This is a genomic window from Roseateles amylovorans, assembly GCF_025398155.2.
Taxonomy (GTDB): Bacteria; Pseudomonadota; Gammaproteobacteria; order Burkholderiales; family Burkholderiaceae_C; genus Roseateles; species Roseateles amylovorans.
In genome coordinates this window covers 26,754-42,567 of the sequence record NZ_CP104562.2, presented here as the reverse complement: position 1 = coordinate 42,567, position 15,814 = coordinate 26,754, and the positions used below count along the sequence as shown (strand labels likewise).

11 protein-coding genes are annotated in these 15,814 nt (G+C 67.8%); 3 read left to right on the top strand and 8 right to left on the bottom strand.

Going from position 1 to position 15,814, the window contains the following annotated elements; all coding sequences use genetic code 11:
- Positions 1-134 precede the first annotated feature (134 nt).
- A complete protein-coding gene (locus tag N4261_RS00155) occupies positions 135-821 on the top strand; it encodes a hypothetical protein (protein ID WP_261758184.1) in 687 nt (228 codons plus the stop codon).
- A 171-nt stretch (positions 822-992) separates the two neighbouring features.
- Entirely contained in the window at positions 993-1,217 is a 225-nt protein-coding gene (locus N4261_RS00150) for a hypothetical protein (RefSeq protein WP_261758183.1), read from the top strand.
- 425 nt (positions 1,218-1,642) lie between these two features.
- Here the strand turns inward: N4261_RS00150 and N4261_RS00145 are convergent, their stop codons facing one another.
- From N4261_RS00145 to hmpA, 4 genes are all read right to left on the bottom strand, one after another.
- Positions 1,643-3,841 carry a patatin-like phospholipase family protein gene (locus N4261_RS00145; protein ID WP_261758182.1) on the bottom strand — a complete coding sequence of 733 codons (2,199 nt, stop codon included), beginning with the start codon at positions 3,839-3,841 and terminating at the stop codon, positions 1,643-1,645.
- A 164-nt stretch (positions 3,842-4,005) separates the two neighbouring features.
- Positions 4,006-5,487 (bottom strand): acyl-CoA-binding protein, encoded by a 1,482-nt coding sequence (locus N4261_RS00140; protein ID WP_261758181.1) that lies wholly within the window; start codon positions 5,485-5,487, stop codon positions 4,006-4,008.
- Positions 5,480-6,754, bottom strand: a complete 1,275-nt coding sequence (locus N4261_RS00135; protein ID WP_261758180.1) for an MASE1 domain-containing protein — start codon at positions 6,752-6,754, stop codon at positions 5,480-5,482. The genes N4261_RS00140 and N4261_RS00135 overlap by 8 nt, the downstream gene beginning before the upstream one ends.
- 232 nt (positions 6,755-6,986) lie before the next feature.
- Entirely contained in the window at positions 6,987-8,171 is a 1,185-nt protein-coding gene (gene hmpA / locus N4261_RS00130) for an NO-inducible flavohemoprotein (protein ID WP_261758178.1), read from the bottom strand.
- A 144-nt stretch (positions 8,172-8,315) separates the two neighbouring features.
- Between hmpA and norR the strand changes: the two genes are divergently transcribed.
- Entirely contained in the window at positions 8,316-9,857 is a 1,542-nt protein-coding gene (gene norR / locus N4261_RS00125; protein WP_261758176.1) for a nitric oxide reductase transcriptional regulator NorR, read from the top strand.
- Between the two features lie 207 nt (positions 9,858-10,064).
- On the opposite strand, the gene N4261_RS00120 is transcribed toward norR, so the two are convergent.
- The 4 genes from N4261_RS00120 to N4261_RS00105 all read right to left on the bottom strand — a co-directional run bounded on the left by N4261_RS00120 (position 10,065) and on the right by N4261_RS00105 (position 15,414).
- The gene (locus N4261_RS00120; RefSeq protein ID WP_261758175.1) at positions 10,065-11,837 is read right to left on the bottom strand and encodes a glycoside hydrolase family 16 protein; all 1,773 of its coding nucleotides are present in this window, start codon (positions 11,835-11,837) and stop codon (positions 10,065-10,067) included.
- A gap of 331 nt (positions 11,838-12,168) precedes the next feature.
- Complete coding sequence (locus N4261_RS00115; protein WP_261758174.1) at positions 12,169-13,332, bottom strand: alpha/beta hydrolase; 1,164 nt, start codon at positions 13,330-13,332, stop codon at positions 12,169-12,171.
- A complete protein-coding gene (locus N4261_RS00110; protein ID WP_261758173.1) occupies positions 13,329-14,765 on the bottom strand; it encodes a sensor histidine kinase in 1,437 nt (478 codons plus the stop codon). The genes N4261_RS00115 and N4261_RS00110 overlap by 4 nt, the downstream gene beginning before the upstream one ends.
- Entirely contained in the window at positions 14,731-15,414 is a 684-nt protein-coding gene (locus N4261_RS00105) for a response regulator transcription factor (protein ID WP_261758172.1), read from the bottom strand. The genes N4261_RS00110 and N4261_RS00105 overlap by 35 nt, the downstream gene beginning before the upstream one ends.
- Positions 15,415-15,814: the final 400 nt, after the last annotated feature.

The window sequence follows — 15,814 nt, the reverse complement described above, 5'->3', positions numbered from 1 at the left end:
GCCGGTGCGATCGTTACCGCCGGAAACGTCCGGGCGTTGCTGATGTGTCAACTTCATTTCCAGCTGGCCCGTTGAGACGGAGGTGGCGACGTGGAACGACGTCGCCCAAGGTGCTTGCAGAAGGGGAGACCAGGATGTCCAAGGCCGTCGTGCTGCTGTGGGTCGCGTTGGCGGCCAGTCCGGCGTGGGCCGGCGAGGTCTGGAAATGCCGGATCGGCGACAAGATCCGCTATTCGGACCAGCCGTGCGCCACCCAAGGTGAACCGCTGACGGCGCGGGCGCTGCAGGGCAATGTGGTGGACACCTCGGGCGACAACGCCCGGCGCCCGGGACCGAGCGAGCCGGCGCCGATCGGCAGTTCGGAGCCGCCCCGACCGCCCGCCAACGTGTGCCCGTCCGACCGCGACCTCACGTCGATGGAGACCCGGGCCAATTCCAACAGCCTCAGCCCGGAGGCCAAGACCTTCATGCAGGACGAAATCCGTCGTGCCCGGCAATGCCGAAAGGGTCAGGGCAACTACAGCGCGGCGGATTGGGAGATCAGCCGTCAGGCACAGGACGCGCAAAGCAGCCTCAGCGGCGGTGCAGATGCCCGTCGACGTGCCGAATCGATGCACAGCGCCGCGGATGCGAGCGAAGGCGACCGCATTGCCCGCCAGCGGGAGCAGGAACAGGCCCAGCGAGAAGCACAACGCCGGCTGGAACAGCGTCTGCAAAACCAGCAGCCCCCGCAGCCCCCGCAGAACCCGCAGAACCCGCAAAACCCGCAAAACCCGCTCAACCCCCAGAAGCCGCCCCGTCCGGTCAGCGCCGTGCAGTAATCCGAGGCGGTCCGTGGTGCCGGCCTCGCCCTTCGCGCCGCCCCGTCTTGGGGCAATGGCCGCGCTGCGAACGATCGCCAACAGAGGCACGGGGTCTTTGATTTAAATCCACCTGTCGATGCTGCAACGCAGCATAGAGTGCGCTCACGTCAACCTATGCGTGAGGTCCGTATGACGTCGATTGCGATGAATGTCTTCCTCGACTCCTCGCCTGGCGAGTTGGTCGACCTGCCGCATGCCGGCTCCGGCCTGGAACATCCGTTGGTGTTCAACAGCGCGGCCCAGGAGATCCACCGCCTGGCCGCAGAAGGCCGGGCCGTGGTGGTTCAGCAGCGGCTGGATCGCGTGGGCGAGGATCCGTTGATCTGCGACCTGAGGTTCCGTCGACTCGCCTGAAGGGCCGTGGCCCGCCGCCGCGCTGCGCTGAGCCGCGCGGCCCCGCCGTGCATGGTCGCGTCCTCCAACGGGCGTGACGGCGGCCTGACGGGTGAGACCGAACGACAGCGCGACCGAACGAGATCGAACCAGATCGAACGCTGGCTCAATGCCCGCTTGAGCCACACGGCTTCTTGGTTCGGCCTGTGGATAAGCCTGTGTACAGCCAGTGATTTGGCGGTGGATGGGTCGCCCATTTCTGTGGGTGATTGGGTGGATGGCTTGTGAAAAAGCTGTGGGCGAGTTGTGTGTATCTCGTGGTTTGCCGGTGGATGACCAGTGGATGGCCAGTGGATCGACGGTGGATGACCCGGGGTCTTCTGTGGATGAGTGGCCGTGCTTGGCCCCGTCCCAGGGGGCAGGTCCCGGATGAGGCGCCCAGCGGCTCAAGGCACGCCCAGGAACAGGTAGACGGTGCTGTCCTTGGCGCTGGCCCGGCCATAGGCGAGATAAAGCGGTCCGATGGGCGTGTCCACCGCCAGGAAGGCGGCATTGCTGCGCAGGGTCCGTCCGTCGGACAGCAGTCCACGTGAGTCGCTCACCCGACCGACTTCGATCGAGCCGCCCAGGTGGATGCCGTCCAGCAATCCCGGCGAGGCGATCCGGTAGCTGTACACCAGCCGTGCCATGCGCATTTCCGTGCCGAGAAACTGTCCGGTGCGGTAGCCCGACAGCCGCAGGAATCCCCCCAACTGCGCCAGTTCGTAGCCCGGCACCTCCGTGCCGCCGATGCCGTGGCTGGCGAAATAGGCCGCGCGCAGCGAGTGCGCCTGCCAGGACCGTGCGGCTCTCAGCGAGACGTCGAGCTTGCTGTAGGCGTCCTGCGCGCCCAGGGACGGCAGGCTTCGGTACAGCCGGAAATCGGCCGCATAGCCCTGCCGCGGGAACTTCAGGCTGTCCAGGGTGTCCGCCTGCACTCGGGCTTCGACACCGCCGGTGTTCGTGGTGGGAATCAAGTCCCGGCCGGCCACGGGGCCGGTGTCGTTGCCCAGCCGGGTCTTGCCGCGTCGCAGCCCCACACGCAGCTCGCCTGCATCCGAAACCACCCCGCCCAGCTCCAGCCGCAGATCGCCGGACTCCTTGCGAAACCGCGCCACCCGTTCCCGGTCGTTGTAGAGGTCGAACGGCTCTGCCGACGCCTGGGCACTGGCGGACACGAACAGCCGTTGGCTGGTCAGGAGGGGCTGGTACCACTCGGTTCGCACCCGGTCGGAGTGGCCGACCTGCAGGTCGTTGCGCCATTCCGCTCCCCAGGCATTCAGCCAGGTCGCCCGGTGGTCCAGCCGCAGATCAAAGTTGGCGCTGCCCTGGAAGTCCGACGAGAGGCCCAGGCCAAAGCGCAGGTACTGCGGCCCCCAGCTCTTCTCGTTCATGATGACGGTGAGCACCCGACGGCCGTCCGGCACCTCTGCGAAGGCATAGCCCACGCGTTCGAAATCGCCGCGGGCATACAGCCGCTTGATGCTGTCGTCGGCCGTGGCCGCATCGAAGACATCGCCATCGCGAAGGCCCAGGCTGTCACGCACGCTGCGTTCACTGACGCGACTCAGGCCGTCGATCTCGATGGCATCGATCCGACCCGCCAGCGCGGTGCCCTGCACGCGGCGCTGTTCGTAGGCAGCGTAGCGCGGCGCGTCCACCGCCAGCGCCGCCAGCCGGCGCGCTTGTGCCAGGGTTGCGATCTCGCCGGCGGCTTCGGCCTCCATCAGCCGATCGAAATCGGTCACGCTGATGTCGCCGACGTCGGGCGAGATCAGCACATCGGTCTCGCGAAGCTCGCTGAGCGATTGCGCCACATTGCGGGCCGTCAGGATCCGCACCATCTGATCCGAGACCGACAGCAAGGAGGTGAGCGCCTCGCGGGTATGGAGCGGGGCGCCGATGTTCACCGCGATCACCACATCCGCGCCCATGGCGCGCGCCACGTCGACCGGCAGGTTGCGGCTCACCCCGCCGTCCACCAGCAGCCGACCGTCCAGATCCACCGGATTCACCAGCGCGGGCAGCGCCATGCTGGCGCGCACCGCCAGGCTCAAGCTGCCGTGGTCCAGCACCACCATCTCGGCGGTGCTCAGGTCGGTGGCGATGGCGCGAAACGGCAGCGGCAGGTCATCAAACGCGTCGACGCGCTGGCGCGAGGTGAAGCGGCGCAGCACCGCCTCCAGCGACACACCAGCCACCGCGCCCTTGGGCAGAGCCAGTTGATGACGAGGATTGATGCCCAGCTCGGGGCCGATGAAATTGCTGGCCTCATCGCCTTTGAGCCGCATGGGGAGATGGCGGCGGTCCACGTCGTGCAGCAGCACCGCCGTGTTCAGGGGCCGAAGCTCCGCCTCGATGTCCGCCAGCGGCATGCCACTGGCATAGGCGGCGCCCGCAATTGACCCGGCGCTGGTGCCCACCACCAGGTCCACCGGCACCCGAAGTCGCTGCAGGGTCTTGAGCACGCCCAGATGCGCCCCGCCCTTGGCGCCGCCGCCGGACAGCACCAGCGCCACACGCGGCCGCTGGCCATCGGCCCGCTGGGCGATGGGGGCGATGTCTTCATCGTCGGCATGGGCCGCACCGGCCAGTGCCGCCCCCAACCACAGGCTCAGGAACCGGTGCGTCCACCGATTCGGCGGCGGCGGCGTCCTGCCTGGGCACCGCTCAGGGGGGACCATCGATCGGCTGCGGATGCGCCGACGGCCGCTGCGAATGAAGGCCTTACAGACGGCCCAGCCATGTTGGATCGGCGACAGGATCGACCTCATGCGGTCACCGAGGCGTCCTCGTCGGCCTTCAGCTGGCGGACGAGGTCTGCGTAGGCGGCCATCGCCTGCTCACGTGTCTGACCCTGCCGGGCTCGCCAGGCGTCGTACTTGGCGCGTCCCACGACGTCCAGCGGGCCTGGACGGTCGTTCCCGGCATCTCCCTGGCTGGCCTGCTTGTAGAGCGCATAAAGCTCGAGCAGGGTGCGCTCGTCCGGTGTCTTGTGCAGGGTGTGAGACAGCGCGGCCGCGGCCTCGAAGGCCTGTTCCAGCGGCGACGGGCCGTCGGGCACGGGTTCCCCGCCAAAGTGCCGGTCCTCTTCGGCGGGCTCGTCGGGGAACCAGCGTGCTTCCAGCAGCCGGCCGCGGGACAGGCTCAACGACATCACGCCGCGTGAGGTCCAGGCGTCGTCCACCAGCGCGGCGGGAACCACCACCACACCGGTGTTGTGCACCGGCGTTCCCAAGGCAGTGAACCGCAGTCCCCGGCCTGCGTTGGATTGCCAGCGGCCCAGGCCCTTCGGTCCGCGGTAGATGCCGGTGCTCCGATTGCATCCCGGCTGGTACCAGGCAAAGTCAGGCACGCCGCGGTCGTAGAGGGCTGGCCAGTCGCCGCGCATCAGGTCCTCGCAGGCGGCGGTGACCAGTGACCGGATGTCTTCCGGCGTCATTCGGGGGTCGTCGTTTCGGACGCCCAGACCCAGGTCGCTGCTGCCGAAGAACTCGAGGATCCGCTGCGCCACCAGCTCTTTGTCGTTGTCCACGCAGATCAAGTGGTAGCTGTTCTCCAGGATCACCATGCGCGCCTGACCGGCGCGTTCGCCACGGGCCATGTGTTCGATCAGGTAGTGCGCCGAGCGCAGGCTGGTCAGTTCATCGTGTCGGGCATGGATGACCAGGGTGGGACAGGCGATGCGGGGGAGTCCCTGCATGACCCAGTGACGCAGGCGGTCGACCTCGCGGATGCAGGCCAGCGGCACCCAGCTGTAGGCGAAGGCATCGCCGCGTTCGAACTTGGCCCGCACGATCGCTCTCAACTGGTCGTTCTTGATGCCGTAGGGCTCTTCTTCGTCCACGCGCATGCGTTCGGCCACACCGGGCAGGTAATACAGCAGATGCCGCAGGTCGCGGTACCAGGGCGTGGACCAGCCATCGATGAACACTGGCGGCGCCAGAGCGACCAGCCGTCCTTTGCGGTGCTGCTCCCGCTTGCAGGTTTCGATGGCCAGCAGGGAGCCCATGCACATCCCCATCACATGCAGCACCTCATGCTGATCGATGATCTCCCGGTACTTGGCTCGGACCGCATCGAGCCAGTCCTCGGCGCGTACGCCGATCAGGTCCTGCGGCTGGCCGCCATGGCCTGGCAAGGTAATGGAGTAGGTGACGAAGCCGGCGTTCTTCAGTCGCTTGTGCAGCGAGCCGAGGTCATATTGCGTCCCTCCCAGGCCGTGGATCAGGAAGACGGCCGGCTCAGCCATGGATCGGCTCCTGGCGCACGGGCGACAGCAGGGCCACCACCTGTTCGATCTCGCCGTCCCCGCCGCGCACGCTGGCCAGACGCTCGCGCACGCGCAAGGTGCTGCCGGCGGGGCCCCTCACCTGATAGCTCTGCTCGCTGGACGCGCGGCGTCCCTCGCTGACCTCCTGCCAGGTGGCCTGCACCAGCGCGCGGTCTGCGGGATCGATCAGGTCCAGCCAGGCCTGCACCGAGGTCACGCCATCAATGGCCGATCCCAGCACGGCGCGGGCGGCTTCGCCCCAGGTGGCCTGGCCGGTGCGTGCGTCGTACTCCACGCTGGCCACCGCGACGGCCTGCAGGGTGCGTTCATACCTCAGCCGCCATTCCTGCGCCTGTCGGGCGGCCACCCGGCCCGCCTCGGCCAGTGCGTGGCTGACCAGCAGCACCATGGCCCAGGCCAGCACAAAGCCCTGAACCTCCACCACCGCTTCGCCGGGAAAGCTCTCATGCAGCGCAAAGGGGCCGCCACCGTGGGCGGTTCGCTCGATGATCAGCAATGCGCCCAGCAGGGCAGCCAGCGCGCCGCCGCGCGGGCCCCAGAACAACGCCGTGAGCAGCAGGAAAGGCATGGGCACATAGGCCAGCGTGGACGCGGCGGTCCCCCAGCGTTGCGCCGGCTGGTTGGCAAACACCAGCAGCACCGTGCTGCCGAAGATCAGGAAGGTGGCCGCGCCGGCGAGAAAGGGCGGCATGCGCAGTCCACCGGAACGTCGCACCCGAAACCCCCGGAATGCGGTGACCAACGGCACGACCAGCAGCAGCCCGACCGCCGTCGACAAGGCCCAGGTGCGCCATTCCCAACTCAGTTGCGCATCGGGCCGCTGCCAGCTCCAGATTCCGGTGGCCAGGCTGGCGCCCACGACGGCGGTCACCCCCACGCCGGTCAGCAACAGGGCGACACCGTGAGGCGATAAAGGGTCAGGTCGTGACAGCCGCGCCACCCAGACCCCCAGCACCACGCTGAAGGTCTCCGCCACGGCCAGTGCCGCAGCCCCCGCGAGCGGCAGCTCATGCGCGGTCAGGCCCCAGAGCCATGCCGCCAGGACGGCGCCGATCAGCCAGGCGGGCCACTGCCACCGAGCGCTGACCAGCAGCGCAGCGAAGGTGATGCCGCTGCTCAACCAGACGGGGGTGGTCTGCGTCTGGACATGCACCATCGACAACGAAAGCATCGCCGCCGACAGCCACAGCGCGGCCAATCCGATGGCTCTCCAGACCTGTGACATCAAGTGGCTCTCCCGGTCGGTCTTCGGTACGCCCCAGGATAGCCGCGTGACAACGCCGAGGGCAACAGGACCCCGCCGCATGCGGATTGGGGCCGATGGCGCTGCAGCGGCAATGAACATGCCCTCGCGTCGGGTGCCGATGCGACGTCGTGTCCCATTCAGAAGCGGCAAGGCAAGCGCACTGAGGCACGAGGCGTGCGCGACGCACGGACGGTGATGCCGTCATCCCACGTCAGCCGGGCAGCAGCGCTTCGGTGGGCCCGAAGAACTCGTAGCGCAGTTGCGCCACCGGCACACCGAGCGCCAACCCGTGGGCATAGATGGCCTGCATGAATGGCTTGGGACCCAGCAGATAGAGGTCGACATCGCGGTCGTCGGGCATGTGGCGGGCCAGGAGGTCGCGGTCGATGTGGCCCACGGCGTGGGGACGATCACCGACGCGGGGCGAGTCATAGAGGTACACCGCCTCGACATTGCGATGGGCCTGCGCCAGTTGGTCCACCCGCTCGCGGAAGGCGTGGACGCCGCCATGTCGAGCCGCGTGGATGAAGCGAATGGGCCGGCCGCTGGCCGCCGTCTTCTCCAGCATGGCCATCGCGGGCGTGATGCCGACGCCGCCGGTCACCAGCAGCAGGGGCCGCCGGGCCTGATCGTCCAGCGTGAACTCGCCCGCAGGCGGCTGGACCTGCAGGAACGCGCCGACCTCCACCTGATCATGCAGCCAGTTGGACGCCGTGCCGCCGGGCTCCCGCTTGACGCTGATGCGGTACCAGGGCTGATCCGGCGCATCGGACAGCGAATACTGACGACGCAGGGGCTGCCCGGCGATGTTCAGGACGAGGGTCAGGTACTGCCCGGCCAGGAACGGCGCCAACGGCTCGCCGTCGTCAGCCACCAGGTAGAAGGACGTGATGATGTCGCTTTCGGGCACCTTGCGGGCCACACGCAAGCGGCGCTCGCCGCGCCAGCCGCCGGCTTGCGCAGCCGTCTGGACATAGACCGCTTCTTCGGCGTCGATGAGCAACTGCGCCAGACTCCCGTAGGCCTCGGCCCATGCGGCAATGATGGCGTCGGTGGCGACCTCACCCAGCACGTGGCGAATCGCGCGCAGCAGGCAGTCTCCGACGATGGGGTAGTGATCGGGCTGCACCCCCAGGGACACATGCTTTTGCACGATGCGTGGCAATGCCGGGGCCAGTGCCTCCAGCCGGTCGATGTGGCTGGCGTAGGCCAGCACCGCTCCGGCCAGCGCCCGAGCCTGCGTACCGTGGACCTGATGCGCCTCATTGAAGAAAGCCTTCAGCTCGGGGTGCTCGTCCAGCATCGTCCGGTAGAAGTGTTGGGTGATCTCCTCGCCGCGTGCCTTCAGCAGCGGAACGGTGGCCTGGATCAGGGAGATGGTTTCGGGCGAGAACATGCAAGCGCTCCTGGGTGATTGACACCCCTTGCATAGCCAAGAACCGTGCCAAATACCTTCTGGCCCTAAGCCCTTGCTGTACAACAAGTTTTTAGAGAGAAGGTCAAATCGACCTGTGCGAAACCCAGGTCGTAAAGACAACACATGGTCACTTTGACAACGGAAGCGCCCTACGGCGAGTGGCTCTCGGCGGTGCGCAGCCTGGTGGCCTGCGACGCGGTGGCCCTGTTGCGCCTGCTGCCCGAACCTGCCGGCGAAGCGGTGCTGCAGCCGGTGGCCGTCGACGGGCTGGCCGAGGAGGCGCTGGGACGGCGGTTTTCCGCCGCCGCGCACCCGCGTCTGGCGCGCCTGTTGGCCAGTGGTCCGTGTGGCCTGAGATTCTCCGCAGATGCCGGGCTGCCCGATCCTTACGACGGCCTGCTTGATGGTCAGCAGGAACTGAAGGCGGTGCACGATTGCATGGGCGTGCCGCTGAGATGCGAGGGACAGCTGTGGGGATTGGTGACCCTGGACGCGTTGGATCCGCATGCGTTCGACGCCATCGAGCCGGCGCGCCGGCAGGCCATCGCCCGCCTGCTGGAAGCGGGCATTGCTGCCCAGCACACCATCCAGGCCTTGGCTGATCATGCGGCGCAGGCGCAAGCCGTCGCGCAGGCGCAATGGCAGTCGGGGCGGCCACGGGAGCTGCTGGGCAAAAGCGCGGCGATGATGCAGCTCAAGCGCGAGATCGACACGGTGGCGGGCTCGGACCTGACGGTGCTCATCCTCGGCGAGACCGGCGTGGGCAAGGAGCTGGTCGCACAACGTCTTCATGCCCGCTCAGCGCGCCAGGCGCGGCCCTTGGTGCAAATCAACTGCGCGGCGCTGCCGGAAACGCTGGCCGACAGCGAGCTGTTCGGCCACAAGCGCGGCGCCTTCACCGGCGCGGTGGCCGATCGCGTCGGCAAGTTCGAACTGGCCGACGGCGGCACCCTGTTCCTGGATGAGGTCGGTGAGCTGCCGCTGTCGGTGCAGGCCAAGTTGCTGCGGGTGCTGCAGAGCGGCGAACTGCAGCGCCCCGGCAGTGATCGGTTGCAGCGGGTGGATGTGCGCGTGCTGGCCGCGACCAACCGCGACCTGGGCCAGGAAGTCGCGCGCGGGCGTTTCCGCGCCGACCTCTATCACCGGCTGTCGGTCTTTCCGCTGCAGGTGCCGGCGTTGCGGGAGCGCGGTCGCGATGTCTTGACGCTGGCCGGTGGCTTTCTGGAGGAGAACCAACACCGGCTGGGCGCGCGCAATCTTCGACTGGAACCGGCCGCATCGGCGGCGCTGCTGACTCAGCGATGGCCGGGCAATGTCCGTGAACTGGAGCACCTCATCAGCCGCGCGGCGTTGCGCGCCTGGTCAGAGCCTTCTCGCGGCGGGCGCTGGACGGCGATCGAACTGAGGCATCTCGGGCTGGAGGCTCGGGAAGCGACTGGGGTCGGGGCGCTCGCTGCGCCTGTGAGCAGCGCTGCGCTGCCGGCTCTGACGCCAGGCCAGGGGCTGCGCGAGGCCACCGAGGCCTTTCAGCGGCAATGGATCGAGGCGGCGATGAGCCGCCATGGCGGCAGTCTGGCCGCCGCGGCGCGCGACGCGGGCATGGACCGCAGCAATCTGCTGCGGTTGGCCAAGCGGCTGGGTGTGAGGCCTGCGGCGGTGGATTGAACGCGACGTCCGGCGGCGGCTCGCCATCTTCCTGACGTCCGGTCGCCATCCGTCCGCCACCCGCCCGTTGATCCTTGCTGCGCCCGCAGCGCCGAGCGCGAGGCATCGTTCACCGATCCGGCGATCCGGCGATCCAATGAAAAAGGGCCTCGCATGTCGCGAGGCCCTTGGCTCAGTCACACCGCAGTGACTGCAGCGACCTGAGGGTCACTTCAGCGTGTAGCTCTGCTGCGCGGTGTCATACGCCCCGTTGCGCGCCGGATCCCAGTAGGTGAAGTTGTAGCGCACGACGTCGCCCTTCTTCAGGCCGGACACCGTGTAGGCGTTGCCGCTGCCTTCCTTGAGCATGCGCACGTTCAACTGGCCACCGCCGTTGACCGTGTAATGCACATCGGCCCAGCTGCCGGTGGCTTGCGTGAACTTCACCGTCGTGGCCGTCGGTTGGGTGATGCCGTCCGGCGTGGTGGCCGGGGGCGGGTCCTGCGGCGTCGTCGTGCCGGATTCCCACACCACATCATCGATCGCGAACTGGAAGGTCTGCGTCGGCAGCTGGTTGTTGTCGCCCGAGAACATGAAGATGTCCGCGATCGACTGCAGCGCCACCTTCGGTCCGATCAGCGTCGACACCGGCACCGTGGCCGTGGCCCAGTCGCCATTGCGGACCAGGCCGAAGGCCGTCGTGTTCGCCGGGAAGTTCACCCAGTTCTGGTTGGTGTAGCTGTCGCCGATGCCGATGTTGAACGACACGTTCGCCGGGATCTTGATCTTGAACTTCAGATTACCATTGCGGTAGTTGGTCAGGTCACGCAGCTGACGCGACTGGATGCCGCCGCCGAACCACTGTCCCGGCGTGTTGTAGCTCCACGCGATGACGTTGCTGCCCTCGGCCGGCGCGGTGTTGCCCGCACCGGTCGATGCGCCGTTCCACAGGAAGATGTCGGACGTGCTGCCCGCCACCAGCTTGTTGCTGATCGAGGTGTTGTCGGTGAACACGCCGAACTTGCCACCGGCTTCCGGCAGGGTCTGGTTGCCCAGCTTCACTTCGCCCTTGCCGTCGAGTTCATACACGCGGACGTAGTCCACGTACATCGTGCTCGGCAGCGGTGCGGTGACCTGGGAGGGATTCGCGGCGTCGGTGAAGTTGCCGCCGACCGCCAGGTTCAGCAGGAAGTAGAACGGCGCCCGCAGGGCGTCCGTGTTCACCGGCAGCGGCTGGTTGTACATGTCGTGCTCGCCGTCGGTGTCGACGACGGTGAACCGCATCTGGCTTTCCGTCCAATAGAAGCGGTACTTCACGAAGCGGTTGGCCAGCGAGTTGGCCGGGCGGTACCAGTTCTTGGTCTGCCACGCCGTGGAGGCGGCGCACGATTCATTGCCCGGCACGCAGGCGGCCTGGGCCCAGGTGATCACGTTGGCGCCGACGTAGTAATCCGGCCCCGGTGCGCCCGCAGCGGACCAGGCCGCCGACTTGTGGCCCAACTCGGCGATGTCGATCTCGCCCTTGCGCGGCCAGACCTGCGGGCTGGTGCCCAGCATCCAGGCGGCCGGCCACAGACCGGTCTGCAGATGCGGCGTCGCCATACGGATTTCAATCATTCCGTACTTCACCTGCACCTTGTTGAGGGTGTCGATCTTGCCGGAGGTGAACTGGTTGCTGCCGATGGTCTGCCGCGCCGCGCGGATCGCCAGCGCCCGGGTGCCCCCTTCAAAGGGCACATCGGCGATGGAGAGATTGTTCGGGCTGTAGTACTGGAGCTCGGCATTGCCGTAGCCGCAGAGGTTGATCTGGCAGCCGTTGCCGTCGAAGGTGTTCCAGAGCGAGGTGTTCAACGAGGCGCCGTTGAACTCTTCCGACCACAGCAGGCGGCCGATCGTCGGATTGGTGACGCTGGCGTTGGACTGCGCGGCGGCAGTGACCAACAAGCCCAGCGCGGTAGCGCGCAGGAGGCCCTGCGCATCGAAGCGGTTCTGCAATCCCATTCAAGTCTCCAAGAGGTTTCGATGGTGTGCTGCAGGGCACCGATGGGCGCGGGCCGGCCAGCGCTCTGGTGGCGCTCGTCCGGGTCCGTGACTTGTCTCCTGCGACCACCATCCTAGGCAAGAAAGCCGGATTCTGAAAGCGCTTTCAGCATTTGGGGGTTTTGGATTGCAACGGCTTGCAAGCGTTCTCACCGATCACCCGGGTGAGCCCGACTCCTGCAACAGTTCGTTGTGCAACCGCGCGTGACACGCCCTCACCCGTCCGCGCCGCAGTACCTCGGACGGAGATCCACCGGGGGCAACCGGACCGAGTCAGGGTGTGGCTGGGGCGTCAGCTTCCGCCGCCGACGGCGAGCACGTCGGCCATGGTGCGGGTCAACTGCTCGAAGTAGGGGTTGAAGGTCAGCCTGGCGTGGACCTTGCCTGGTTCGGCATAGCCCCAATCCGAATACCAGACCTCGGCGCCTTCCAGGCAGGCCGCGATGGCCTGCTCATCCCGACTGTTGCGGCACAGCTTGAGGGCGCCGTGCTGACCGTAGAGCGGGTTGTCCGGCGAGAAGAGGATGCCCATGTGGGAGAACTGGCTGATGCGCCAGGCGGGCAAGGCATCCGGCAAAGCGGTGAGGCGCGAGGCTGGCCCTCCCTGCGGCGGATGGCTCCCGTACCACACGAGGCGGCTGGCCGGATGAGTGAACTGACGGTGAAACGCGTCGGCGGCATGAGCCACGTCCACCACCGAGTCCCCTTCGGCCAGCACCATCAGCACCGGCTGGTGAAAGGCGCCCGATGCCAGATGCGCCTGTGCCAGGAGGCTGCTGCGATGGAACTGGGCAAAGCCGTTGGTGGGCACCATGCCATAGCGAACCGGCAAGGCCTGCGCAGCGGGCTCGGGATCGATCAGCCAGGGCCTGACGTGCCGCAGCACCGGCGCCAGCCAGCCCAGCGGAACGGACGACCGGAACGCCGGCGAGAACAGCAGCAGCCCCGCCACATCCTGGCGACGATAGGCGTGATCCAGCACCAGGTTGGCGCCGGTGGAGAAACCACCGAGATAGAGCGTGCCTGCATCCCGGCGCAGCAGGTCCGCCTGCTCGTCCACTACGTCGCGCCATTGTTCGAGCGTCACGTCCAGCATGTCGCCGGCTTGGGTGCCATGCCCTGGCAATAGCACCGTCCGGGCGACAAAGCCCTGTCGTGCCAGCGCGGGCCCGAGGTCGTGGAACGACCACGGCGAATCGCCCAGCCCATGCACCAGCAGCACGCCACCACGGATCGCACCGGCCGGCCGCCACTCCTGCGGCGCGTTGAGGGCCGCTTCGGCCGGGTCCGCCCGGCCCACCTCGGCACGGCGGCGGGTCAGCCAGGCCAGGGTCTGCTGCTGGTAGTCCTCGAAGCGCTGATAGTTGGCCGGTGGGGGCACCTTGCCGGGCGAAGAACAGCCGCTTGCGAGGAGACCCATCACCAGCAGACAGGCAATAAGGAGGAGGGACTTCATGCGAACCTTTGGGCGTGGGCGGCAGGGGGCCGTTGTGAGGCGGCCGCCTCCGATTTTGACGTCAGCGCCTCGCCCATTTCGACGCCGACCCACAAGCCCCGGGGCAGCGCGCGGGCGTTGATCCGCCAACCATGCGCACTCGCGATGGCGCCGCAGATCGAAAGGCCCAGCCCGGCACCCTCGTCGCGGCGCCCCGGGCCGCGCCAGAAGCGCTCGAAGATGCGCGACAGGTGCTGCGGCGCCACGCCGGGTCCCTGGTCTTGGACGCCGAATCCGTCGACCGCTGCCCGCAGGGTCACCACATCGCCAGGCGAGCTGTGCTGAATCGCGTTCTCCAGAAGGTTCTTGAGCAGCGTGAACAGCGCACCGCGATCGGCGTTCCAGGTCTGCAGCGCCGGGTCCACCTGCAGCTGCAGGATGACCGAACGCCGGTCCGCCACGCGGGCCATCACATCGCAGACCTCCTCGAGGATCGGATGGGGATCGATCCGGTCGCGCTGGTAGTTCAGCGGCTCGCTGGTTTCCGCCAGCAGCAGCAGTTGCTGTACCTGCCGCGCCATGCGGTCGATGTCGGCCAGCACCCGAGCACGGCCCTCGGGACGGTGGCCCAGCTCAACCTGGGCCCGCACCAGTGCCAACGGCGTCTTGAGCTCATGGGCGGCATTGGCCAGGAACTGCTGCTGTGCTTCAAAGCCGTGCTGCAGACGATCAAGGGCCTGGTTGAAGGCCTCCACCAACGGTTGGATTTCAGCCGGTTGCGCCGTCGCATCCAGACGCTCGCCCAAGGCGCTGGGTGAGATGCGCTGCGCCGCCTGCGAGGCCGCATGCAGGGGCGCCAGGCTGCGTCGCAACAGCCACTGAAAGGACAGGAGAAACACGGCGAGGAAGACCGCCGACATCGCCAGCACCCCGCGTCGCATGCCCGGCGCGCCGAAGGCGTCGCGCATCAGGCCGACAAGGCGGTCGCTGGCGGCGACCTGCACCGTCCACCGTCGCCCACCCTGCTCGGTGACGCGGGTGGTGAGGTACATGGCCGCGCCGTTGTGAAGGAAATCGCCCGAGGCGGCGGGCGCAGCACGGCCGGGCGGGCCTTTCACCAGCAGGTGCGGCTCGCCGTTGGTGTAGTGGATACGGCCCTGGTCGTCGGCCACCCGTACCGGGATCTCGGCGGCCAGGCTCGACAGGATCCAGGGCTTGATGACCTGGGGATCGAAGCCCGTCAGCCTGCCCTGCGCATCGACGAGCATGTGAGACGACAAGGCATCGGCAAGCTCATCGGTCTTCTTGGCCAGCAGGTCTCGCCGGTAGAGGTCGCCGACCACCGCGACCACCAGCACCACGATCAGCGCACTCGCGCCCATGCCCAGCAGGAAGAAGAGACGCAGCCGGCCTTGCAGGCTAAGACGATGGATGTTCACGGAGGGCAAAGCCATAGTTGCGGATGTTCTCGATCGACTGCCTGGAGCCGATGGCCAGCAGCTTGCGACGGATGCGGTGCAGCGCCACATCCAGGGCATTGGGCGTGACGGCCTCGCCCAGCCCCCAGGCCGCCAGCTCCAACGTCGCGCGGCGCACCGGCTGGCCCGCTGCGCGGAGCAGGGAGATCACGATCTGCAGTTCGGTCGGCGCCAGGGACACCGATTCCGTGGCGCAGTGCAGCCTCCCCGAATCCAGCTCCAGCCGCAGGTCGGCATGCCGGGCCGTGCGCTCGAGCAGCGTGGCCGGGCGGCGCATGAGGGCCCGCACCCGAGCGACCAGTTCTTCCATCGAGAAGGGTTTGGTGAGGTAGTCGTCAGCGCCCGAGTCCAGTCCGGCGACACGGTCGTGCAGCGCGTCGCGGGCGGTCAGCATCAGGCAGGGCGTGGTCTTGCCGTCGGCGCGCAGCCGGCGCACGAGCTCAAGTCCGTCGCCGTCGGGCAGTCCCCGGTCGATGATCCAGACGGCGAAATCCATCTGCTGCGCCGCCTCGCAGGCCTGGGCCAGGGTGGCAAAGGTGTCGACCGCGATGTGGGACGCCAGCAGCGCCTCCCGGACCAGCTCGGCCATCCGTTCAAGATCCTCGACGATCGCGATCCGGTTCATGGTGTCATCTTAGAAGCGAGAGAGCGGAGACATCAGTGGCATCGGCGGGCGCCGCGAGAGGCACCGGGGGACCCGCACGCGGCGCGGAAAAGGGGGCGACGCGGTCGGGTTCGCGGCGCATGGAGGCGGACCCGCAGGCTTGAATCCGGTGCGGGGACATGGCAGCGTCGCCGTCGTGCGCCCGCCAGCAACGGCAAACAACACCCAGGAACGGCGCTGCGCGACGGTGCAGTCTCCCGTCGGCTGAATTACCGAATCCTTTCCGGGTCAGCGGCGGCGGGGCGACAACGGCTCGCCGCCTGCCGGCCAACTGGGCTCGGCGGAGGGTGATGCCATCGGTGCGAGCGGCCGAAGCGAGCGCGCCGATGAAGCGCTCGACGAGCCTGGTTGTTGCGGAGGG

Excerpts from the sequence above, each read along its gene's own strand:
- N4261_RS00155 (WP_261758184.1), top strand. The coding sequence starts at position 135 with ATGTCCAAGGCCGTCGTGCTGCTGTGGGTCGCGTTGGCGGCCAGTCCG.
- N4261_RS00150 (WP_261758183.1), top strand. The coding sequence starts at position 993 with ATGACGTCGATTGCGATGAATGTCTTCCTCGACTCCTCGCCTGGCGAG.
- N4261_RS00140 (WP_261758181.1), bottom strand. The coding sequence starts at position 5,487 with ATGGCTGAGCCGGCCGTCTTCCTGATCCACGGCCTGGGAGGGACGCAA.
- N4261_RS00135 (WP_261758180.1), bottom strand. The coding sequence starts at position 6,754 with ATGTCACAGGTCTGGAGAGCCATCGGATTGGCCGCGCTGTGGCTGTCG.
- hmpA (WP_261758178.1), bottom strand. The coding sequence starts at position 8,171 with ATGTTCTCGCCCGAAACCATCTCCCTGATCCAGGCCACCGTTCCGCTG.
- norR (WP_261758176.1), top strand. The coding sequence starts at position 8,316 with ATGGTCACTTTGACAACGGAAGCGCCCTACGGCGAGTGGCTCTCGGCG.
- N4261_RS00120 (WP_261758175.1), bottom strand. The coding sequence starts at position 11,837 with ATGGGATTGCAGAACCGCTTCGATGCGCAGGGCCTCCTGCGCGCTACC.
- N4261_RS00115 (WP_261758174.1), bottom strand. The coding sequence starts at position 13,332 with ATGAAGTCCCTCCTCCTTATTGCCTGTCTGCTGGTGATGGGTCTCCTC.
- N4261_RS00110 (WP_261758173.1), bottom strand. The coding sequence starts at position 14,765 with ATGGCTTTGCCCTCCGTGAACATCCATCGTCTTAGCCTGCAAGGCCGG.
- N4261_RS00105 (WP_261758172.1), bottom strand. The coding sequence starts at position 15,414 with ATGAACCGGATCGCGATCGTCGAGGATCTTGAACGGATGGCCGAGCTG.